Source organism: Clostridioides sp. ZZV14-6154 (assembly GCF_020657785.1).
GTDB lineage: Bacteria > Bacillota > Clostridia > Peptostreptococcales > Peptostreptococcaceae > Clostridioides.
This window is the reverse complement of sequence record NZ_JAGWCY010000004.1, coordinates 37,490-60,894: the sequence shown is the minus strand read 5'-3', so window position 1 is coordinate 60,894 and position 23,405 is coordinate 37,490. Positions and strand designations below refer to the sequence as shown.

General features: G+C 30.5%; 18 protein-coding genes. 1 reads left to right on the top strand and 17 read right to left on the bottom strand.

The annotated features are described in order from the left end of the window. Positions 1-92: 92 nt before the first annotated feature. The 17 genes from KGF45_RS10890 to KGF45_RS10810 all read right to left on the bottom strand — a co-directional run bounded on the left by KGF45_RS10890 (position 93) and on the right by KGF45_RS10810 (position 21,856). Complete coding sequence (locus tag KGF45_RS10890; protein ID WP_227842550.1) at positions 93-1,358, bottom strand: dihydrolipoamide acetyltransferase family protein; 1,266 nt, start codon at positions 1,356-1,358, stop codon at positions 93-95. A 17-nt stretch (positions 1,359-1,375) separates the two neighbouring features. Continuing rightward, complete coding sequence (locus tag KGF45_RS10885; protein ID WP_227842549.1) at positions 1,376-2,353, bottom strand: alpha-ketoacid dehydrogenase subunit beta; 978 nt, start codon at positions 2,351-2,353, stop codon at positions 1,376-1,378. Next, entirely contained in the window at positions 2,353-3,333 is a 981-nt protein-coding gene (locus tag KGF45_RS10880; protein WP_227842548.1) for a thiamine pyrophosphate-dependent dehydrogenase E1 component subunit alpha, read from the bottom strand. The genes KGF45_RS10885 and KGF45_RS10880 overlap by 1 nt, the downstream gene beginning before the upstream one ends. A gap of 36 nt (positions 3,334-3,369) precedes the next feature. Further along, positions 3,370-4,329, bottom strand: coding sequence for a methenyltetrahydromethanopterin cyclohydrolase (gene mch / locus KGF45_RS10875; RefSeq protein WP_227827647.1), 960 nt, complete (start codon positions 4,327-4,329; stop codon positions 3,370-3,372). Positions 4,330-4,353: 24 nt separating this feature from the next. After that, positions 4,354-5,088: an SDR family NAD(P)-dependent oxidoreductase gene (locus tag KGF45_RS10870; RefSeq protein ID WP_227827648.1), complete on the bottom strand. Its 735-nt coding sequence runs from the start codon at positions 5,086-5,088 to the stop codon at positions 4,354-4,356. Positions 5,089-5,221: 133 nt separating this feature from the next. Beyond that, positions 5,222-7,474, bottom strand: a complete 2,253-nt coding sequence (locus KGF45_RS10865) for a xanthine dehydrogenase family protein molybdopterin-binding subunit (protein ID WP_227842547.1) — start codon at positions 7,472-7,474, stop codon at positions 5,222-5,224. Continuing rightward, on the bottom strand, positions 7,467-7,955 hold the full coding sequence (locus KGF45_RS10860) for a (2Fe-2S)-binding protein (RefSeq protein ID WP_413840514.1): 489 nt from the start codon (positions 7,953-7,955) through the stop codon (positions 7,467-7,469). Before KGF45_RS10860 ends, KGF45_RS10865 begins: the two co-directional genes overlap by 8 nt. Before the next feature lie 272 nt (positions 7,956-8,227). Further along, positions 8,228-9,553, bottom strand: coding sequence for a uracil-xanthine permease family protein (locus KGF45_RS10855; RefSeq protein ID WP_227827650.1), 1,326 nt, complete (start codon positions 9,551-9,553; stop codon positions 8,228-8,230). 1,001 nt (positions 9,554-10,554) lie between these two features. Further along, positions 10,555-12,156: an N-acyl-D-amino-acid deacylase family protein gene (locus tag KGF45_RS10850; protein ID WP_227827651.1), complete on the bottom strand. Its 1,602-nt coding sequence runs from the start codon at positions 12,154-12,156 to the stop codon at positions 10,555-10,557. A gap of 111 nt (positions 12,157-12,267) precedes the next feature. Then, complete coding sequence (locus KGF45_RS10845) at positions 12,268-12,945, bottom strand: hypothetical protein (RefSeq protein WP_227827652.1); 678 nt, start codon at positions 12,943-12,945, stop codon at positions 12,268-12,270. A gap of 12 nt (positions 12,946-12,957) precedes the next feature. Next, on the bottom strand, positions 12,958-13,653 hold the full coding sequence (locus KGF45_RS10840) for a DUF5058 family protein (RefSeq protein ID WP_227827653.1): 696 nt from the start codon (positions 13,651-13,653) through the stop codon (positions 12,958-12,960). A gap of 50 nt (positions 13,654-13,703) precedes the next feature. Continuing rightward, positions 13,704-14,903, bottom strand: a complete 1,200-nt coding sequence (locus tag KGF45_RS10835) for a dipeptidase (RefSeq protein WP_227842546.1) — start codon at positions 14,901-14,903, stop codon at positions 13,704-13,706. Between the two features lie 257 nt (positions 14,904-15,160). Next, positions 15,161-17,206 (bottom strand): sigma-54 interaction domain-containing protein, encoded by a 2,046-nt coding sequence (locus KGF45_RS10830; RefSeq protein WP_227827655.1) that lies wholly within the window; start codon positions 17,204-17,206, stop codon positions 15,161-15,163. Positions 17,207-17,506: 300 nt separating this feature from the next. After that, positions 17,507-18,316, bottom strand: coding sequence for an alpha/beta fold hydrolase (locus tag KGF45_RS10825; protein ID WP_227827656.1), 810 nt, complete (start codon positions 18,314-18,316; stop codon positions 17,507-17,509). Positions 18,317-18,399: 83 nt separating this feature from the next. Next, entirely contained in the window at positions 18,400-18,933 is a 534-nt protein-coding gene (locus tag KGF45_RS10820) for a ferritin-like domain-containing protein (protein WP_227827657.1), read from the bottom strand. Between the two features lie 179 nt (positions 18,934-19,112). After that, positions 19,113-20,462: a TldD/PmbA family protein gene (locus tag KGF45_RS10815; protein WP_227827658.1), complete on the bottom strand. Its 1,350-nt coding sequence runs from the start codon at positions 20,460-20,462 to the stop codon at positions 19,113-19,115. Positions 20,463-20,473: 11 nt separating this feature from the next. After that, positions 20,474-21,856: a TldD/PmbA family protein gene (locus KGF45_RS10810; RefSeq protein WP_227827659.1), complete on the bottom strand. Its 1,383-nt coding sequence runs from the start codon at positions 21,854-21,856 to the stop codon at positions 20,474-20,476. 231 nt (positions 21,857-22,087) lie between these two features. Here KGF45_RS10810 and KGF45_RS10805 point away from each other — a divergent pair, with 231 nt between their 5' ends. Beyond that, the gene (locus KGF45_RS10805; RefSeq protein WP_227842545.1) at positions 22,088-23,302 is read left to right on the top strand and encodes an FAD-dependent oxidoreductase; all 1,215 of its coding nucleotides are present in this window, start codon (positions 22,088-22,090) and stop codon (positions 23,300-23,302) included. Positions 23,303-23,405: the final 103 nt, after the last annotated feature.

Genomic DNA, 23,405 nt, shown 5'->3' with positions numbered 1-23,405 from the left:
TAGTTTGGAGAGAAAAAATCTTTCGAGAAACGCATAACAAACTATCTGTCAGATTACTGGTGTACTATAAAATTATTTTACATATATTTTAATTACATCCATCTAAAATCCAAAAGATTTTGTGTAACTTCTTGAAGAAAACGTGCTCCAGGTGCTCCGTCTACTACTCTATGGTCATGAGTTAAACTCATATTCATTATTAAACCAGCATAAAATGCACCATCTTTTACAAGAACTTTTTCTATTATACTTCCAATACCTAAAATTGCACTTTCTGGTGTATTTAACACTGGGGTAAAGTATGTTATTCCAAACATCCCTAAGTTAGTTATAGTGATAGTTCCATTACTCATTTCATCAGAATTTAACTTGTTATTTTTAGCTCTTTCACTTAAATCACTTAGTTCAATACATATTGTTTTTAAATCTTTTAAATTTGCATTTTTTATTATAGGTACCACCAAGCCATTTGGAATGTCTACAGCTACACCTATATTAATTTCGTTACTTATTTTAAAATGATTTTCATCAACTATTTGCGTTCTAAGTTTAGGATGATTTTCAAGAGCTTCAGCTACAGCCTTTATTATAAGAGCTGTATAACTTAATTTAACTCCTACTTTTTTATACTTTTCTTTCAATCCTTTATATATTTTTGATAAGCTAGTAATTTCTAATTCAGTGGCAATTGTAGTTTGAGCTGTTGTCAACAAACTCTCATGCATTTTTTTTGCTATTACATTTTGCATTGGTGTCATCTTAGTTACCAAATCATTTTCCCCTATATTTACCTTAATGTTATTAACGTGAGAAATAGGAGTAACTTCTTGCCGTACTTCTTTTTCTACTACTTTATTTTTATTGACTTTCATAACTTCTTCTACTGAATTACTGTTCATAAAATTTTTCAAATCATCAATTGTTATTGCACCATGTATTCCTGTTCCCTCTATATTTGAATAGTTAATTCCTTTTTCCTCAGCTATTTTTTTAGCTCTCGGAGTTATTCTTTTCTCTATATTTAAACCTTTTGCCTTAGTTGTATTTTCTAAATTTAAAATATCTGCCTCTTTTTCATTATCAGTTTTATCTATCAAATCAAATCCACTAATATCTTCATTAGCTTCTGCAATTATACAAATTAGTTCTCCACAATTAGCAATATCGCCCTCTTCAAAAAATATTTTTCTCAATACCCCACTTTCTGGCGCTTCAACAGTATTAGTAATCTTATCAGTTTCAACTTCTAAAATTTCATCACCCTTATTTACTACGCTTCCTTCTTCAATCAACCATGTGCCAATTGTTCCTTCCTCCATAGAAAGACCAAACTTAGGCATCTTAACCTCTGTAATCATTGTTTATCCTCCCCTGACTAATATTGCATAACTTCCTTACAAGCCTTAATTAGATTTTCTAATTTTGGTAAAACAAAATCTTCTAAAACTGGTGCATATGCTACTGGAGCATCAATTGATGTAACTCTTTTTATCGGTGCACTTAGGTACTCAAATACATCTTCATTTATCATTGCAGATATTTCAGCTGCCCATCCTCCAACTCTTGGACCTTCTTGAGCAATAACCAATCGACTAGTTTTCGCAACTGACTCTACTATAGTTTTTTTATCATAAGGAAATACAGTTCTAAGGTCGATTATCTCTACATCAATTCCTTCTTTTTCAAGTTGAATTGCTGCTTTATGTGCTAATCCTAACATCATTTGAGTAGCTACTATAGTAATATCACTTCCAGTTTTCTCAATCTCAGCTTCATATAGAGGAATCTCATATGGCTCAACTGGCACTTCCCCTTTGACATTGTATAGCATCTTATGTTCTAAAAATAATACAGGATTATCGTTTTTTATAGCTGAAAGCAACATCCCTTTAGCTTCATAAGGTGTTGTTGGTGAAACTACTACAAGTCCAGGAGTGTTCATAAACCATGACTCTGCACAAACTGAATGATGATATGCACAGCGTATACCACCTCCCTGTACAGCACGAACAGTAATTGGACAATGTGCTTTTCCTTGGAACATAAAATTTAATTTTGCTGCATTATTTACAAGTTGGTCAAAACAAACTCCCAAAAAATCTGCAAACATTATCTCTGGAACTGGTCTTAACCCACAAAGTGCTGCACCATTTGATAATCCTAATATAGCTGATTCTGATAACGCTGTATCTTTTATTCGATTTGGCCATTTAGCCATTATTCCTTTGGTAATTCCAAAATCTCCACCCATTTTAGCTACATCTTCACCTAGTATAAAAACTCTATCATCATTTTCCATAGCTTGATGAAGTGCTTCATTTATTGCCATTCCATATGAAAGTTTTCTTCCCATTATCTTATCTCCACCTCTCTATCAACATATGTGTGTGTAACTGCATCTTTAATATCTGGTGATGGACTCTCCAATGAGAATCTCAGCATTTCTTGAACATCAGCCTCTATTTCTTCTTCTATTTGCTTAAGTGATTCATCTGACATGCCTTCTCTTTCAATAAGTATCTTTCTAGTTAATTTTATTGGGTCCCTATCTTTCCAATACTTAACTTCTTTTTCTGGTCTATATGCTGCTGGGTCTCCTGCAAAATGACCTTGCCAACGATAAGTAAGAAACTCTATTAAAGTTGGACCTTCACCTTTTCTTGCCCTATCTGCTGCTATTTCCACTATCTCAATTACTGCTTCTACATCATTTCCATCTACCCTAAAACTTGGAATCTCATATCCCTCACCCCAAGTTTTTAACTCTTTTTGAGGATGTGAATCTGTATAGTGTGTAGATATAGCATATTGATTATTAAGTAGGCAATATATTATAGGAAGCTTCCATGTTGCTGCCATATTAAGACTTTCGTGGCAAGCTCCTTCTCCTAAAGTTCCATCTCCTAGAAATACTGCTGTAACATCATCTGTTTCTTTATACACAGATGCAAAAGCTGTACCAAGACAAGTTACCATAGTTGAACCTTGTATTCCATTAAATCCCATATTTCTACATTCAATATCATTTATATGCATTGAACCGCCTCTACCACCATTTATCCCTGTAGCCTTAGCAAAAATTTCTGCCATTACAAGTTTTGGGTCAGTACCACAAAGTGCTATAGTTCCATGACCTCTATGGTCTGGAAATTTATAATCTGTTTTTCTAAGTGCATCAACTATACCTGCTTGACAAGCCTCTTGCCCTATACTTAAATGAACAAATCCTGGTATTGTTCCATTGGCAGCATATATTTCTATTACTTCTTCAAATCTTCGAATCATAACCATGTCACGGTATAATTTTTCTAATCTTAACTTACCTAATGCCATCTTATCTCCCCCTGAATCAATAAATTTTTAAATTGTTTATTTTAAGAAACTTTTTTCGAGTACTGAATAATTTATTTCTCCTGCCGAAAATGATTTTCCAGTGTTTATATTATGTATTTGTATTTTGCCTATTGAATGTACATCATGGTCTACATAGAAAAAGTCTCTTCCTGCCTTCACAAATACATCTTCAAACAATTCCCCATAATTTGGAGATGACGTTTTCCCTGCTAACTGGTGTATAGTCTTTGCAATGGCAGTATCAGTTGAATCTACCCAAAACTCAGTTTCACTACCATAAATCAATGCATCATTTATTCTTCCCATAGTCTTAAGTTCATCTTTTACTATAGGTGCTATTGGTGCTTTTCCTCTCGCAAGTACAATTTGACCTGCATCAAAGTTTTTTTCAAACATCTTATGACATACTTGCTCAATGATTCTTGCTGATACTTGCATTGATGCTACAATACATGTACTTGGTGAAATTAATATATATGTGTCTTCTGGTTTTACTTTACAAGCATTTGCAACCTCTAAGACTGTTTCATTATTGGGATATTTTATATCTTGGATACATAAAACTGCCTCATGATAAGTATCTTTATATGGAGTCATTTCAAAATACCAGTCTGATTCAACTCTTGCTAAAGCTCTTGCTGGTCCTGACCCAATAGTTGCAAATTCACCTTCTCCAAGTTTCCATCCAGCAATCTGTGAACCCATACATGCAATCAATGGTTTATCTATAAATACTTCAACTGCTGAGAAAGAATATTCATCATTTAATTTAAAATCTCCTAATGACACTGTTCCTAGGTCACCTATAGAAGCCCTAGTAAATAAAACACCTGCTTTCCAGCTTCCACTACAATTTAAGCCCATATCAATTATAGTTGCTCCACAATCCATCTTAATAATTTCACATCCCAATGCTTCTGCATCTTCTATTATCTCTCTCACTACCACCATAGCTTTCTTGTTTAAACTTATCATCTTTATACCTCTCAATATATATTTTTATGCTTTCTTACCACATACATCAATTGCAGCTCCCATTATTGGACTTGCTTCATCAGATGCTAAGAAAGTTACAACTTTTGATACTTCTTCCACTTGCAACATTTCTTCAAGCGGTATCGTAACTGCATCATCATAGTTAAATCTTTTTCTTGTATATTCAGTGTTAGTCATCCCTAAATATATCGCATTTACATTGATTCCATACTCTTTTACTTCTTCAGATAATGTTTGAGTAAAACTTACCATTCCTCCTTTAGAAGCAGCATATGCTCCAAAGCCTGGAAAAAAGTGTTTTGCTGCTGTAGAGCTAATATTTATTATTTTTCCATACTTTTTATCAATCATTGTTCTAAGGACAGCCTTAGTACAATAAAAAGTTCCACTTAAATTAGTCTTTATCTGAGCATCCCAATCTTCAATTGTAGTATCAACTACTGGAGCTGATTTATGGAGAGCAACATTATTAATCAATACATCTACACTCTCAAATTTATCTATTACCTCACTAAAACAAACTTCTACATCTTTAGGTTTACTTACATCACAAACTGAAACAAAAGCTTTACCTCCAGATTTAATGATTTGTTCTGCAACATTATCCAATTTGCTTTTGGTTCTACCAATTAAGACTACTATTGCTCCTTCGATAGCAAAATCTAAAGCAAATCCTGCTCCTAACCCCTGCCCTGCTCCTGTTATCACAACAACCTTATCTTTAAACCTTAAATTCAAAATTCATCACACCCTCTACATTTATATAATTTAAACTTACATTTAGAAAAAGGTCTTACATTTTAATATCTAAAGTATTTTAAATAAATATCTTTTTACTTTGTATAACTAATTTCTTTTGTATAAAGCAACATTAAATATTTATATTATCTAGTAAAATACTTTTCTTTATTGGCAAACTATAAAAATCACAATTTAATGCGTTTGCTACTGCATTTGCTACTGCTGGTGCTGATGGTACAACAGAACATTCACCTATACTCTTAGCTCCAAATGGACCTCCAGGTTCTCCACATTCTATCAGGCCAACTTTTATTTGGGGCATTTCACTAGCCTTTATCATATGATACGAGCGAAATGAATTAGCTTTTATTTTTCCTCTATTGTCAAATTCAAGTGCTTCAGTCAACGCATATCCTATTCCCATTTGAATTGCTCCTTCAATCTGACCTTCTACAGACATTGGGTTTAAAGCTTTCCCTACATCATGAACTGCAACATATTCCAAAACTCTTACACTTGCCAGTTTAGTATCGACCTCAACTTTAGCAAAATGTACACCATATGAACTTGCTCCAGTTTGAGATGCAAAAGTTTCAGCTCCTATAATCTCTCTTAAACTTACCTTTTGAGCATGTATCATGACATCACATAAAGTGGCTTGTTTGTTGTTATTTTTGATAGAATAGACTCTCTCATCCTTAAATTCTATATATTCTTCATCCTCTTTTAAAAGTTGGGATGCTTCCTTTAAAAGTTCTTTTTTTACTGAATTTGCTACTTTTAAAGCTGCATTTCCAGATACAAAAACTCCTCTGCTTGCGTAATCTCCTAAATTCCATGGTGATGCTTCTGTATCTGCCTGTATACATTCTATTTTTTCCTGGCTTATTCCAAGTACTTCAGATATAATTTGTACTTGAACACTTACAGATGCATTTCCCATATCATGAGTACCTGTATATAATACAGCTGAACCATCTTCATTCATTTTCAACATTAAAGCTGTTATATCTCTATGTGCTCCAAAGCATCCATTTCCATGTGAACCAACTGCCATACCTACACCAATCAAAAATCTACCATTTGATTCATTTTGCTGTCTAATTTGTTTTTTCCAGTCAAACATTTCAGCACCTTTTTTTATACAATCTATTGGTCTTGGATTTCCATGAGGACTTTTAAATCTTTGATCTATTCCATCTGGTTCGACTAAGTTCTTAAGCTGTAAATCTAAAATATCCATATTTAGTTTTTTTGCAATTTTATTTAGTTGGGATTGTTGAGCAAAAAAAGCTTGTGGAGAACCATACCCTCTCATTGCTCCTGCAATTGGTGTGTTTGTATACACTGGTATCCCCGTATATCTCATATTTTCAATCTTATATGCTTTAAACACTTTATGACTCATTGCTCCAATTACATTTAAAGCACTTGATGCATATGCACCTGTATTTGTCAGAACTTTCATATCTTGTGCTATAACTTGACCATCCTTCATAACACCCGTTTTTAGATATACAACTGCGCCATGTCTAGTTCTTGTCGAAGCAATAGTTTCTCTCCTGTTAAGTTCTAGTTTGACTGGCCTACCTGACAGTTTTGCTAATAATGCTACAATTGGCTCAATTGTAATCTCTAATTTACCTCCAAAAGCTCCTCCAATAGCTGGACTTACTAGTCTAACTTTATTCATTGGTAATCCAAATAAATTAGATAAGATTATCCTAAATCCAAAAGTGTTTTGATTAGGACTATAAACAGTAAGTTTCCCACTGTAATCATAATCTGCAATCGCCACATGAGTTTCTATTGCACCATGATGTATAGCTGGAAGTGTATACTTATCTTCAAAAATATAATCAGCTTTTTTCATGGCTTCTTCAATATTTCCACACTGCTGTACATTTACTGCAAGCTTGTTTCCCCCTTTATGTATTGGATATGCACCCTCTTGTATTGCTTCTTCTGGATTAAATACTGAGGGTAATTCTTCATATTCAACCTCAATAAGCTTCAATGCTTTTTCAGCCGTTTGTAAATCTTCAGCTGCAACGGCTGCAACTTTATCACCCACAAAACGAACAGTATCATCAAAGATATGTTCAACCTCTGGCAACTCATGTTCATAAAATCTCATGGCACTATTAAAGGCTTTTTGAGGTGAGTTTTTATAAGTGGCTATAGCTTTTACACCTTCTAATTTCTCAGCTTTTGATGTGTCTATTTTTTTAATTTTTGCATGCGCTATAGGGCTGAATAAAACCTTAGCATAAAGCATATTTGGAATTTTCATATCTGCAGTATATCTAAGTTGGCCAGTAGCTTTAAGTACAGCATCTCTTATTGGGACTCTTTCACCAATAACTTTAAAATTATTACTCACAGGTTATACCCCCCATCCTTTTTGCTGATAAAAGTATAGCCTCAACAATTTTTACATATCCTGTACATCTGCAAAGATTATTGTCTATAGACTTTCTAACATCTTCCTCAGAAGGATTTGGATTTTTATCTAACAGGGCTTTTGCCGACATTATCATCCCTGGAGTGCAATACCCACATTGAACAGCTCCACAATCAATAAATGCTTGTTGAATTGGATGTATATTGATACCATCTGACAACCCTTCAATTGTCAATATCTTTTTCCCAACTGCATTTCTTGCTAGAATCAAACATGAATTAACTGCTTCTCCATCTAAAATTATTTTACAAGCTCCACAATCACCAGTACTACATCCACACTTACTTCCAGTTAAATTAAACACTTCTCTTAAAACATAAAGTAAAGTCCAACTTTTTTTTATACTCACCTCTCTCAATCTGCCATTTATATCAAGCTCAATAACATCTATAATCTCCACCTTCTCTCCACATAATTTAATTTTTAATATTTTCTATGAAATTTAATCTTTGATTAATAATTTATCCAAGTTATTTACACTCATTTGACAAGTAAAATCCATAATTACTGTTAAAAAAGGAGGAGCAAGGCGCTCCTCCTGGATATCCTTTCAGATTATACTTTTATTAAAATGAGTATCATATCTTTTGATTATTTAGTTTTTTAAGGTTTTTGGGTAAAAAAAATAGAAGCAAGGCGCTCCTTCTTGGATATCCTTTAGAATTACGTTCTCTAAGCTTTACAACTTACTTTACTTTCCACTACATCCTCTTTTTCCTTAGGCAATACGATATTTAGTATTAAAGATAATAGAGCTGTTCCAGATATACCAGTCATTAAAGTGACTACAATGCTTGGTAAAAATGCTAATGCAGCTTGATTAAAATAACCACCCATACCAATGCCCAGCGAAACTGCTAAAATTGTTATGTTACGATTTGTCATCTTTCCCATTCCAATAACCTTAATACCTGATGATGCAATTGTTCCAAACATCATAACTAATGTACCTCCAATAACTGGGTCTGGTGTTAAAGCTAATATTTGGGCAAACTTTGGGAAAAATGCTAATATACCTAACATTACTCCCCCAAGTGCTACTATGTACCTACTTGCAACTCCTGTCATACAAATTATTCCTATGTTTGGACTACCTGATATGACTGGAAGCCCATTAAACAAAGCTGCAAAACAACTTCCAACTCCATCTGCTCTAACAGCTCTCATCAATTCTTTTTGCGTAGGTAGACGGTTTTCAACAGAACTAACAACCCCTGTCGTATCTCCTATTATTTCCATAACTGTCACAATATGAATTGTACATATGGTTATAATAGCGCCCAAGTTGAACTCCAATCCCCAGTATATAGGCTTTGGCACTGCAAACCAATTTGCTTGTGCCATACTAGAAAAGTCAACCATACCAAATATTACTGCTACTACATAGCCTATTACTATTGAAATTATTATGGATGCTACTTTGAGAAAACCTTTTCCAAATTGATTTAAAATAAGTGTCAACAACAATGTAAATACAGCTAAAGAAAAATTAGCAACTACATTAGGTCCATGAGCATCAAAAGATACTGCATAGTCAAATGAAGAGCTCATAAGTGATAAACCTACTGCCAAAACAACACTTCCTGTAACTGTAGGTGTAAAATATTTATGTAAATATTTTACTGCAAGAGGTCCTACTAAAGTTAAAACTAGACTTCCTACAAGTACTGCTCCAAAAGCTCCAGCAATACCAACATCATTATTTGTACTTAAGGCAATTAATGGTGCTACAAAGGTGAAACTTCCACCAGTAACAATTGGCAACCGTGACCCTATTGGTCCAATTCCCATAGATTGCAGTATGGTGCTCACCCCTGCAATCAACATCGAACATTGAATCAAAAATGCAGTCTCACTTAGTGAGAGACCCATGCCCACAGCTACTAAAATGGCACCCGACATAGTACCTGCAAAAGCAGAAAAAACATGTTGCATACTAAGTGGTATTGCTGTTAGAAGCTTTGGCTTGTCATTAAATCCATACTTGTAATTTTCCATATCTTACCCCTTATCGCTCCCGCCATTGCCGCCAAATGTATGGAGCCATGTAATAAATTATTAGTAACCTTAAAAGTTAGAGCCTAATAAATATTGCACAGTTACATTATGAAGTTTTAGTAATACATTTTGAAATTAGAAAAGCTCTAATTTAAGGAGTGGCGGAGGATTAGTTACTAAAAAAATAAAACGTTTGCTTTTAGCATTATTTTTATTTTTTGTAAGCTAGGTAATTAATCCGATTTTTAATTGTATTATACAGTCACGATTTTAGACTGTCAAGATTATTCTGATAATTTAATTTTAGTTTTATTTAGAATTATTAAAGTAAAAATAATAATCAATCTGTAGAATAAAATCAGTATTAAAACACTTTAATTTTTAAATTTACGTTATTTTTTTATCAATATTCGTTTTAATATTTATTTCTATAAAATATATGCAACCTCTTATTTTCGCCATATAACGCTATTTCAGTAAATATAATAAATAATAAATAGTAACTAACATTTATTAAATATCATAAAAATCTTAATTATTGGATAAATATAAATATTTTATCGTTTATTTAATTAAATTAGACATAGTATATATATTTTATAATATAATATTATTTTAATATATATAAAAAGTAATAACTATTTTTTATTATTTTCTCATTCTCTGATATTGAAACTCTCTTTTGCTAGATATTTTTTTAACATTTTCTAGAAGAAGTTTATCTTTATCTACTTACAAAAAATTTCTTTTTCAAAATTATAACCATTTATTTTCCCAATTTTTCTACATATTTCAATAAATAAAAATCTCAATTTTTTTATTATAAAAGTAAATTATTTTTTGTACATTTCTTATTGTACATGCTTTTTATTGTCCATATAAATTAAGATTTAATACTATTATAAAAAAACGAAGAGTGATTTTTATTTAAATAATATTCAAACTTCGTTTTTTTACTATCTATTTATTTAATTTCTAAATTTTTATTATTTTTTAATATTTTATCTTTTTAATACTTCACCACATTGATTTTTAGTAACTTTACCTTCTTCTAATGCAATTTTCCCATTTACAATTACATATTCAACACCTCTAGCTAATAACTGTGGATTTGAGAAGTCAATCTCTTCAGACCTAGGGTAGCTGTAGTTTTCCATATCAATTACTGTTATATCAGCTATTTTACCCTCTTTAAGTATACCTCTATCCTTTATTTTAAACTGGTTAGCTGGCAATGAAGTTACCCTTCTTACTACTTCTTCCAATCTAACACCTGATTTTTTATACATATCAAAGAAAATTGGAAATGCCCCTCTTCTTTGAAGCTCAAACCATGACATATCTCCACCTACACTAAACAAACAATCTGAACCAACCATAACAAATGGATTATTTATTATCTTTTTATCATGTAATTTATCAGGAAAATCTCCCCTGTACATTCCTCCTAGGCAAAATATAAGTTCTTCATCTCCATCTAAAAGTAAATCTAGTAATAACTTATTCTCATCTATACCTTTTTGTATAGCTATTTCACGTATTGATTTCTTTTCCATATCAATATTATTGGTATTTAGAAGTATTATACTTCCTCTATCTCCAAGTATAAATGCCTCTTTTAATATCAGGGCTCTTCCTTCTTCATTCCTAAGGGCATCCATAACGCCATCCATACCTAATTCAAACAAACTAGATGATATTGCCATAATAAATTGAAGTACTCTTTTTTTCTTCATACAATGTCCAGAACTTCTTGGTACTGTATCAACCATAATATCAACACCATTGTCTCTAGCATTTAATATCTCATCAAATGCATCTAGTTCAACTGGGCTTAAATGGGATACTTGTACTCTAGCTCCACTTTTTTCACCAACTTCTATAGTTTCTTTTACTGCATTATATCTTCCTATGTAATCCCTAATATGAGACGTATATATACCATCATGTTCTTTTATTAGTTTTGCAATCTCAACTAATTCATCAATATCAGCATACTTACTTGGTATATATGCCAATCCAGTAGATATTCCAAAAGCCCCACTTTTCATACCATCATTTATTATCTCTGTAATTTCTATTTTTTCTTCTTCTGTAGGTGGTCTATCTTTAGACCCTCCCATAACACTCCATCTTATAGTGCCATGACCCAATAGAAATCCCATATTAATAGCTATTCCACTATTAGATATAAGGTCACAATATCCTGTAAAACTATTCCAATGCTTATTTTTATCTATAAGATACTTTTTTTCTTCTTCAAGTAATAGACCATTCTTATACATATATTCATATACATTTTCAGAAGAATATGGTGTTATAGAATGACCACAATTACCATTTATAGTTGTTGTAACACCTTGTTTTAGGAATTTTTCAAATTTACCATCTAATATTGCTACTATTTCTTCATGAACATGAGGGTCAATAAATCCAGGTGTTACAACTCTTTTATGACAATCTATCATTTTATTTGTATCATCATTTATCTCAGAATCTATTCTCACTATTAAGTTATTTTTTATCGCTATATCTCCATAAAAACCATTTTGTCCAGTACCATCTACTATAAATCCATTTTTTAAAACTAAATCATATACCACATTATTCACCCCTTAAAATATAATTTTATTGCAGTAGCCTTTACTATAATTCTTTATATTTTAAACTTTTTACTTTTTTAATTTTACTAGCCTCTAAGTTTATCTTTTTTACTAGTCCTTAAGTTTATCTTTATGCATAACTCTTGCAATCAATATAGTACCAAATACACATATAAGAACTACTAAAGACTGTGGTATTATACCTTGCTTTGATAATATAATAGTTAATACAGCTATTACAATTGCTACTAATCCTAGCTTTTTATCTTGTAAAAAAACTTGTCCAAATACTGACCCAAACAAAGCTGGTAAAATTAAATTCAATTTTTCTACTACTTCAGGTGGTATTTTAGACAATACACTTCCTCCTAAAATTACTCCAAAAGTCAAAATACTTATATTTACTAGAATAGATACAGCTATTCCTATAGTAGATATTATTGAACCCTCTTCAGTTCCTGATTCAACTTCTGCTGCTTTTTGAGCTGCTATTGAACATGGCAGTCTCATATTAGATATATTTCCAGAAAGAAAGCTCATATAAGTTCCTGGTATTCCTAAAATTGGTGAATAAGAAACTGGCTCTATTATGTAGTTTGGTGCACTCATACTAACGATTGCCATTGTACTTGCTAATAATGCTGATATTGGAGGCATAAGACCAAATCCAAAACTTAAAATTATTCCAGGAACTAATGCTGCTATAATACCTAAAGATAATGTCAATCTCCCATACCTTATCATAAAAGGTAAGTACTCTTCGTTGTATATAGATTTTACTTTACTCATAAAACTCCCCCCTTATATTATTGAACCTATTATCATTCCACTAAACATTGATATGGTAAGACCCCACTCTCTCAGCCATTTTATATTTTTCTTTTTTTCAATCATACATAGTATTACCATTATTATCATCCCACTTATACAAGCAATTGTTCCATTGTCAAAACGCAATACTCTATCAGCATTTAAGTATGCAAATGAACCTAACATTGCTCCTACAGATATTATTGGTATAAATGATTTCTTACCACTAGAAATAACATTCGTTATTTTATCTAACTTATGCCCAAATAATAATGTAAATATTATCCACCCTAAAGAACCTAATATCATAGTCCAAACTGCATTTGTAAATGCTACTTTTGTCATCTCAGGAGAACCCAAAGTTATCCCTAGTGCATCTGTTCCAAATCCAGCTGACATAGATTCAAAAATTACAGAACCTATAAATGATAATCTCATCCATGCTATAGGTCCACCCATAGTTACTATAAGTGAAACCATCCCAGCAAATATAGTCATTGATGGGCCTATAGCTGAAATAGCACTACTCTTAACAGCTGATTTTATTTGCTTGTCAGTTATCCCCATCGTCTTCCCAACTTTACAAGATTTTATAGCAAATACAAGAGATTGTACTACTACTATTGACACAGCTACTGTACTTGCTATCCACAAAAGTGGATGATTGGCTAATTTTAAATAATCCATTGCAAAAAACCTCCCTATAAATCCTCAAATTTTATTAAAATATTTAAACCTTATTTCCAGACCTTATTCAACACTCTAAGTATGTTTCCACCCAACACCTTTTCTATTTCCTCATCACTATATCCATGTTTTACTAAATATCTAACAATATTTTTTGAAGTTTCAGTTGGATTTTCAAGACCTTTCACATACTCTACTTTAGGATGTTCCTTTGTGCCAGTTATCTTTTTTATATCAAATTTAGCAGCTAACACTGAATGTAATTTAACATGGTCACCGTATACTGTATCCGGTCCAAAAGCTACATGGTCTATCCCTACTAAACTTTTAATATACTCAAAATGTTCCATAAATGACTCTATTGAATGTTCTTTGTTTTTTTCAGTTATTGTAGTATGTGGTGCTGCTTCTACACCTATAACCCCACCCTTTTTAGCACATGCTATTAGTACTTCATCTGGAGTCAATCTCTTTGTGTTCCATAGACTTCTTGCCCCAACATGACTCAATATTATTGGGTCTTTACTGTGTTCTATAACATCAAGTGTCGTTTGAACTCCAACATGAGAACAATCTATAGCCATTCCAATCTTATTCATTCTTTCAACAGCTTTTCTACCAAAATTCGTAAGTCCACCATCTTTTTCTTCTTTCAATCCTGAACCCAATGCATTAGATTCGCTGTATGTTATACCCATTAACCTTATGCCAAATCCATATAGAATATCTATTCTATCAAGTTCATTTTCTATTGGTGCAGCTCCTTCTAGGGTAGGTATCAAAGCTACTTTTCCTTCTTTTTTTGCTATATATATATCTTCTACTTTTTCACACTTTATAACAAAATCTTGATGAGCTAAGTCACATAATCTCATACCTAAATCAATTAATATATCATCCCATTTCCATCCTGAATTAGATGTTATTGTACATACACCATCCATTAAATTATCAAATATAGCATCATAATACCCTCTTGATAATGCCTCATAAGCACATCTTTGTTTACCTTCTCTATTGTATTCAAATATATCTCTTTCTAAATATTCTGGAAATAAAACAGGATGTTCATGTAAAGATATAAATACTTTTTCATCTACAATACTTTTAACCTTTGCTTCTTGAATATCATCTAACTCAATAAGATACTCATCAACTCTCTTGTCTCCCTTACACATTTCAATAGATGAAATATCTTTTCCCTTTTCCAAATAACTATAGGCTTCATATCCTTTATAAGCTGATTTCATAATAATTTCCTCCAAGTTCTACAATTTTTTATATTTACACTATAGAGCAATTAACATGCCAAAATATAAATTTTAATTGTATACTCAATTATTATAAAAATAAAAACAGTAATAAATTGACGATTTACTACTGTTTATTAGAAATGTTTTTTTATTTTTAATTCACTATTTTAAAAATTATATTAATATTCAAAATTATCTTTATTTATTTCAAACTATTATAGGGGATTTTTAAGGTGTTTTTTTCTTTTGACACCCTATATTTTCCCCTTTATTTTTACATACGATATAAAATTTTTACCTTCATTAGTTATAAAGCTACCCTGTTTTTTTATACCAGATAATAACAATCCATGATTTTTTAATTTATCTATTCTCTGTCTTATTTGGTCTACACTCAAGATAACATCTTTTTCTTTTAAGATTTCTTGTAATTTATTTCTTCCTAATGATATATTTTTATTATTCCAAATTTCTATATTCTTCAATATACAAATACTTTCATTTAAAGAATTCGATTGTTTAAAATCCAAAATAATTGAATCAAACTTTTCATTGACTAAAATATTATTTTCTTCAAATTTAAATTGTTCTGGTAAATGTTCATAGTCCACGATATCTTCTTCTACTATAGTATCAATATAATATATTAAATTTTTAAGCTCTCTTACGTTGCCTGGCCACTTATATAATTTTAATGCCTCTATTGATTTTTCTGTAAAACATTTATTACTGTTTATTTCATTTAAAAAATACTCACTTATAAGAGGTACATCTTCTTTTCGCTCTCTAAGTTTAGGTATTTCTATATGTAGTACATTAATCCTATAATATAAATCTTCTCTAAAAGAACCTTCTTTAATTTTCTGTTTTAAATTTTTATTTGTTGCAGCTATAATTCTAACATCTATTGGTATGATTTTACTTCCACCCATTCTCATAACTTCTTTTTCTTGTAAAACTCTTAAAAGCCTTTGTTGTACATCTAAGGATATGTCACCTATTTCATCTAAAAAAATTGTCCCTGTATGAGCTCTTTCAAATATCCCCATTTTTCCACCTTTTATTGCTCCTGTAAAGCTTCCTTCTTCATAGCCAAAAAGTTCACTTTCAATAAGAGTATCTGATAAAGAAGATAAGTTAACTGCAATAAATGGTTTATTCTTTCTCAGAGATTCATTATGTATTGCTTGAGCAAATATCTCTTTTCCAGTTCCATTTTCTCCAAGTATTAAAACTGAAAAATCTGTAGCTGCTATTTTCCTTGCAATATTAATCTTTTCTTTTATTATCTTACTTTCACCCACAACATTCTCAAATGTGTACTTTGATACGAATCCTTTTGTCTGAAATTTATTATAGATTTTATCTTCAAGTGTTTGTATATCACTTATGTCTTTAATACTTATAATACTCTTTACACGTTCATGATTTTCGTATACATTTACCTTATTAATTATAAGTTTTTTATTATTTAGATTTACTACTTCATCATTAACTTCATCCTCTTGAAAAAACATTTTTTTAACAACCTTGTCACTAAACAAATCCATAAAGTTATTAGATATAATTTTATTTTGGTCTATTCCAACTAGATTTGAGAATATTTTATTACAGTATATAAATTTGCCTAATTTATCAATAGAGGCTATTCCTTCATCAATAATCTCTAAGAAACTCTTCATAGTTTTGTTCATAGTTGTATAATACCTATATCCACTTACAGTATCTTCATTATATTTTTCTTTAATAATATGTAATTTATCTATTGATATATTAAGTTTTGTAAAAATTTCTATGACTGTATTTATATCGATTATTTTATCACCTATATCAATTATTTGTTTTACATTTTGTGGCACATTATTTCTACTACCTGTAATAATTCCAACCTCGCAATTTACCTTATCACACCCTGGATAATATGGTATAAGATTAATATGAATTAAACCTAACTTTTTAATTATCTTAGCTGTTTCATCTGCTGACTCCTTATAATCATCTATAACCATAACTTCAGAATCATTTTCTATGCTAATTATCTGATTTATATGTTCAATATTTATTGTACGATGTATTATCACAATAGGTATATTTTTATCAATATTATTGTGTATATATTCTTTTATATCATTATCTGAACATACTATTAATTCATACTTTAATATCTCTATATTTATTTTATCTATGTAAACCATATTATCTATATTGCAAAATTCTCCAAAAATATTTTCTAATTGTTCTGAGATATCCATATTTATTTTGTCATCAGTTGATACAAATAAAATATTATGTTTTTTCATATCACCACCTCCTGCTTACTGAATATAGAAAACAACAATTTGGTTTATTGTAGCACTTTTTGAAAAAATTTTAAATCTTAAAAGTCATATTTTATGCTATTTGGTAATATTTTCTACCAAAAAAAATAAAGGAGGTGTCTCAAAATGAACTTTTTAATTTATGAGGCACTCTTTTTTGTATGAAATCAACTAATCAACTATATTTTCATCATTTCAACAATGAAAAAGAGGCCTTTCTCTATTTTGAGACAGCCCCTTTTATATAACATCATCATATCTTTAATTATTAATAAAATATTTCTATTCCTCTAAAAACTGTAAAAATTCTTGATTAAATAATTTAAGCTCATCATAGAATATAGCATGACCGCTATACTCAAAAGTATATAAAACTGAGTCTTCTATCCTTTCATTCATAAAAACTGCAAATTCATATGGGCAAACTTGGTCTAATTTTCCATGGAATATACCTGTAGGCACTCTTACACATTTTAAATCATTAAATAGTTCTTCATCTCTTAAAGCTACAGCTGTTCCAATTGTTCCTATCCCTGATGCACTAAAACCAATATCATTAAACCACCTTCTAAAACTTTCTGATGGATTTGATGCAAACACTTTTTCCCCAAAATTAGTTACCATTTCAGGTCTATCTGTACATGCTTGAGCTATTAACTTATTAACATCTTCACGTGTCATACCATATGGAAATTCTGGATGCCTTTTTACAAATGATGGTGCCGCAGCAGCAGCTAAGACTAGTTTTGATACTCCATATCCATTAAATAAACTCATATATCTAAGTACAATTGCTCCACCCATTGAAAATCCCACAAGAGTAAAATCTTCTAATCCAATAGCATGTACCACCTTATAAATATCATCAGCCATCTGACTATAAGTATATCCTCCTGCTGTTGCATCAGAGTTACCAAAACCTCTTAAATCAATTGAAACTGTTCTGTAGCCAAGTTTTGGCAGTATATTAGTTTGATATTCAAATATCTTATGTCCTAATGGCCAGCCATGTATAAATAGAACTGTTTTTTTAGCCTTTGGATTTAAATCATACACTGCTATATTTATGTCATTCACACGTACATAATACATATCATTAGCAACTCCCTTCAAGAAAATGTATGATAGTTGTTTTATATATATGAATAAAATAGTTAATAATTAAACATTATATTCTATTTACAGTACTTTTCTATTGCTTTTTTAAACAAACCTACATGAACCTTTTCATCTAAAATTATTCTATTTAATATAGCTTTTATATAAGGGTCTTCAATAATACTTATATCCTTATAATAATTCTCAATAGCCACATACTCTAAATGTAAATCCGATTTTAATCTACTACAAATAGAATCTCCATAAAATACAAAACCACCATTCCAATATGCACCACATGAACTTGAAGAACCTCTATATATAGGATTTCCACCTAATAATCTTATAGTTTTTGCTAATATCTCCATATGTAACATTTCTGTTATAGATATATTTATCCACATTTCATTTAACTCTTTATAATTTTCATCTAAATCAAAGTTATGGTATAAGTACTGATTTACACTTGTAAATTCACTTGATACACCAGCATAATCATCCATTAATAGTTCTGCATAATACTTATTTTTTCCCAATACTTTTATTTCTGGGTATGGCTCGTCACTTGAGTATCCCTTTCTCTTATGCATATCATAGTGTGCATCATTCATGGTATCTCCTCCTTTAGATTTAAATATTGATATTAATTATATGCATCAAAGATTTAACATATGCTTTTATTAGGATGGTTAGGGTTTAATAAATAACTTAAATTAATAAAAAATCCATGCTAATAGAAATTAACATGGATTCATATTTATCTTTATATTTGTGCAATTATTTTCTATCTCTATTCATCTTTTCCTGCTACTGATAATTCTTTAATAACAATTGAAGGTGAACCTATACTGCTCATTGGAAATTCTAAGTCATTCCCTATAACTTCAATATCTTTTAATAAATCAAAGTAATTACCAGCTACTGTAATTTGTTCTACTGGAAATGATTTTTTACCATCTTTAATATAAAAACCTTTAGCTGCTAAAGAAAAATCTCCTGTTACTGAATTTGCACCTGAATGAAGCCCTGCAAAACTAGTAACCATCAAACCTTCCCCTACTTCTTTCATAATATCATCTAAAGATATATTTCCTTTCTCTATATATAAATTAGTTGGATATATACTTATAGGTGATGCATATGAAGCTTTTATTCCATTTCCCGTAGTCTTTACTTTTGCTTTATTAGCGGTCTTTAAATTATGAAGTAATGTCATAAGTTTACCATTTGAAATAACTTCTTTTTTAAAAGTAGCTACACCCTCATCATCAAAAGGAGTAGATGCCATACCATTTTCTAAAAGTGGGTCATCAACTATTGTAACTATAGGAGACGCTATCATTTCTCCTTCTCTATCTTTCAACAAAGATAATCCTTTTTGAGCTGAGTCTGCATTAAATATTCCAGAAAATGTACTAAGTAAAGATACCATTGCTTCATTAAATAATATAGTTTTATATTTGCCTGATGGTATACTCTTTCCGCCTATTTTAGATAACGCATTTTCAACTCCGAGCTTTGCTATTTCCTTTGGATTTATTTCTTCAATAGTAGTTGCTATATTGTATCCTACTCCATCATATTTTTGTCCATTGTCTTGTATAACTGGTACTACAAACCCTATAAGCAGATTAGTTTTATTACTTAACTCTAATCCTTTAGTATTATATATGCCACTACTTGCTACTGAATAAGATATAGTACAACTAGATAAGTTTACTACCTTATCTGAATAAGCTTTAGTCTCTTCTTCCATTTGTAAAGCTAATTCAATCAACTTATCTGCTTCTAAATTTTCTAGTTCCTTAGAATAAGTCTTTACTTCATTATAGTATTTGTCGCCTTCATATATAAATTGTACATCTTCATTTTCGATAGCTCTTACCCCATCTTTTACATTTTTTATCAACATATCAACAGCTTTATCATCTAAAATTTCTGTATAAGAATATCCTATCTTCCCACTTATCTTTCCTCTAAATGATAAGCCAAATGATTTATCAAGATTGTATTTTTCAACTTCTTCTTCATATATATTTATAATTAGATTTTCCACTGTGGAATAATACACTTCACACTCTTCAAAGCCTTCATTTAGAGCTTTCTTAAATAGTAAATCTTTAAAATTTTTAAGTTCCATACTTATTCCTCCTATCTTCCACCTACAGTAATTTCTTTTACTCTTATCATAGGTTGACCTACGTTGGTTGGTATACTTCCTGATACTGAACCACACATACCTTGAGCTTGTTCTAAGTTATCCCCAACCATGTCTATATTCATAAGTACATCACTACCTTTTCCAATTAAACTAGCTCCTCTAACTGCTTCTTTTATTTCTCCATTTTTTATTAAATAACCTTCTGAAACTGCAAAATTAAACTCTCCTGTTACAGGATTTACAGAGCCTCCACCCATTTTTTTGGCATATAGACCATCTGATATTGACTTTATAATATCCTTTGGCTTATCTTCTCCAGCAGCAATATAAGTATTAGTCATTCTCGAAGTAGGAGCAAATTTATAACTCTGTCTACGAGAACTTCCTGTAGGCTTCATTCCCATTCGTCTACCATTAAGTTTATCTATCATATAAGACTTTAAAATTCCATTTTCGATTAAGATATTTTTTTGAGTTTTGTTTCCTTCATCATCTATGTTCATAGAACCCCAATAGTTTGGTATTGTCCCATCATCTATCGCTGTAATTTTTGTAGATGCAATTTGTTGACCTAATTTATCTGCAAATACAGAATTTCCTTTTGCAACTGCTGTAGCTTCCAAAGAGTGTCCACAAGCTTCATGAAATATTACTCCTCCAAATCCATTATCTATTGCCACCATCATATTACCTGCTGGGCAGTTTTTTGCATGTAGCATAGTATGTGCTACTCTAGCAGATTCTCTTCCATAGTATTCTGGGTCTATATCTTCAAATATTTCAAATCCTTTACACCCTCCAGGTCCTTCAAATCCCGTTTGATTTTCATTACCTTTAGATGCAATTGAACTTATTCCCAATCTAGTTCTTATTCTTCTATCTTCCACATAAATTCCTTCAGTATTTGCAATTAGTACTTTTTGGTCTTTATCTGAATAAGTTACATTTACTTGTGATATATCACTACTAAATTCTTTTGCACTTTTATATGCAATTTTCATGACATTTACTTTATCTATATTACCTATTGAATTTGGATAGATTTTTATATTATGTAGATTGTTTATTTTAATACTGTCATTTAATATAACACTCTTCCCCTCTTCTAACTTGCCTAAAGCAATAGCAGCTTTATACGCTATGTCTAATAAACTATTCAATGAATTATCACTTGTATATGCATATATACTCTTTAATCCTTTAAATATTCTTATTCCTATACCATAGTTTCTTCCACCTATTGCATTTTCTACTTTATTATCTATTAAGCCAATAGAATTATTTATAGTGTCTTCTTCAAAAATCTCAGCAAAATCTCCGCCAGTAATTAAACACTTTTCCAATACCTTTGAAACTATATCTTTTGAAAGCATAAATCTACCTCCTATTTTAAATTTTTATTTAACTTTTATTCAATCTTTTTTACTTGTTAATCATCATTATATACCAAATTACTTATGAATATATTATACATATGTTTTACACTAAAATGTTATCATATTTTTATTTATACATACCCATTTATATAAACATTTAAAATGTATAATATTATTTGCTATAGAAAATAATACACTCATACATAATAAATGTTAGGAGTGAAATATATGAATCAAGAATATGTAAAAGGCAAGCCTATTTTTACCAGTATAAATAAAATTCCAAGACAATTTCCATACCTTACTGATGATATTGATACAGATGTTATAATCGTTGGAGGTGGTATAACAGGATGTATTTGTGCATACTATCTAGCTAAAAACAATATAAAATCAGTTATCCTTGAAAAAGGAAGGATTGCACATGGAAGTACTAGTGTAACCACATCACTTTTACAATATGAATTGGATGACAATTTGATAGATTTAACAGAAGTCATGACTCTAACTGATGCCTTAAAAGCATACAATCTTTGCGTATCAGCACTTGAAGAATTAGATAAATTTATAGAATTACATGGAAATAAGTGTGATTATGCAAAAAGAGACACTTTGCTTTACACTGCCAGTAAACTTGAAATTAAAGCTATAAAAGAAGAATATAATCTAAGAAAAGAAAATGGATTTGATGTTGAATATATCGATGAATCTACAAACCCTTTTAGTTTCGATTTAAAGTCTGGATTGATAGCAAAAAATGGTGGACGAGAAATAGACCCATACAAGTATAGTCATCATCTCATTGATGTAAGTCTGAAAAAAGGTCTTGAAGTATATGAAAATACAGAAGTAAAAAAAGTAGACTTTTCAGATGATAAAGTAACAGCTGAAGTATCTTATGGCTATAAAGTTTATGGCAAAAAACTAATTGTGGCTACAGGATATAATACAAGTTTATTTACAAATAGAAACTTCGCAACTAAATCTAATACTTTTAATATAGCTACAAAACCACTTAAAGACATTGATTCTTGGAAAGACAATATTCTGATTAGAGACAATTGTGACCCATATAATTATCTAAGAACCACTAAAGATAATAGATTGATTATAGGTGGCGAAGATGTAGACTTCAGTGATATAGAAAATGAAACTTTAGCAAATAAAAAATATGACATTCTTGAACAAAGACTAAAAGGTATGTTTAAAGACATAAAAGATATACAAGTTGATTACAAGTATTGTGGTTGCTTTGCTTCTACTTTAGATAACTTAGGTTTTATTGGACCTGATAACAAAAATCACAACTTATGGTACTGTTTAGGTTATGGAGCTAATGGAATACTTTTTGCAATCCTAGGAGGTATAATGCTTAGTAAGCTATATCTTGGAGAAGAAGATAAAAATATGAGATTATTTAAGGTAAATAGATTTGACAAATAGATGTTATTATATATTAAAAGACTGTATTTAAAAAAGCTTTAGAATTCTAAAATCTTATTTTTATACAGTCTTTTATAATAATTTATTTAAAAATACTTTATTT

Coding starts and splice junctions, on each gene's coding strand:
- KGF45_RS10890 (WP_227842550.1), bottom strand. CDS start 1,358: ATGATTACAGAGGTTAAGATGCCTAAGTTTGGTCTTTCTATGGAGGAA.
- KGF45_RS10885 (WP_227842549.1), bottom strand. CDS start 2,353: ATGGGAAGAAAACTTTCATATGGAATGGCAATAAATGAAGCACTTCAT.
- KGF45_RS10880 (WP_227842548.1), bottom strand. CDS start 3,333: ATGGCATTAGGTAAGTTAAGATTAGAAAAATTATACCGTGACATGGTT.
- mch (WP_227827647.1), bottom strand. CDS start 4,329: ATGATAAGTTTAAACAAGAAAGCTATGGTGGTAGTGAGAGAGATAATA.
- KGF45_RS10855 (WP_227827650.1), bottom strand. CDS start 9,553: ATGGAAAATTACAAGTATGGATTTAATGACAAGCCAAAGCTTCTAACA.
- KGF45_RS10845 (WP_227827652.1), bottom strand. CDS start 12,945: ATGAGTAAAGTAAAATCTATATACAACGAAGAGTACTTACCTTTTATG.
- KGF45_RS10840 (WP_227827653.1), bottom strand. CDS start 13,653: ATGGATTATTTAAAATTAGCCAATCATCCACTTTTGTGGATAGCAAGT.
- KGF45_RS10835 (WP_227842546.1), bottom strand. CDS start 14,903: ATGAAATCAGCTTATAAAGGATATGAAGCCTATAGTTATTTGGAAAAG.
- KGF45_RS10830 (WP_227827655.1), bottom strand. CDS start 17,206: ATGAAAAAACATAATATTTTATTTGTATCAACTGATGACAAAATAAAT.
- KGF45_RS10825 (WP_227827656.1), bottom strand. CDS start 18,316: ATGTATTATGTACGTGTGAATGACATAAATATAGCAGTGTATGATTTA.
- KGF45_RS10820 (WP_227827657.1), bottom strand. CDS start 18,933: ATGAATGATGCACACTATGATATGCATAAGAGAAAGGGATACTCAAGT.
- KGF45_RS10815 (WP_227827658.1), bottom strand. CDS start 20,462: ATGGAACTTAAAAATTTTAAAGATTTACTATTTAAGAAAGCTCTAAAT.
- KGF45_RS10810 (WP_227827659.1), bottom strand. CDS start 21,856: ATGCTTTCAAAAGATATAGTTTCAAAGGTATTGGAAAAGTGTTTAATT.
- KGF45_RS10805 (WP_227842545.1), top strand. CDS start 22,088: ATGAATCAAGAATATGTAAAAGGCAAGCCTATTTTTACCAGTATAAAT.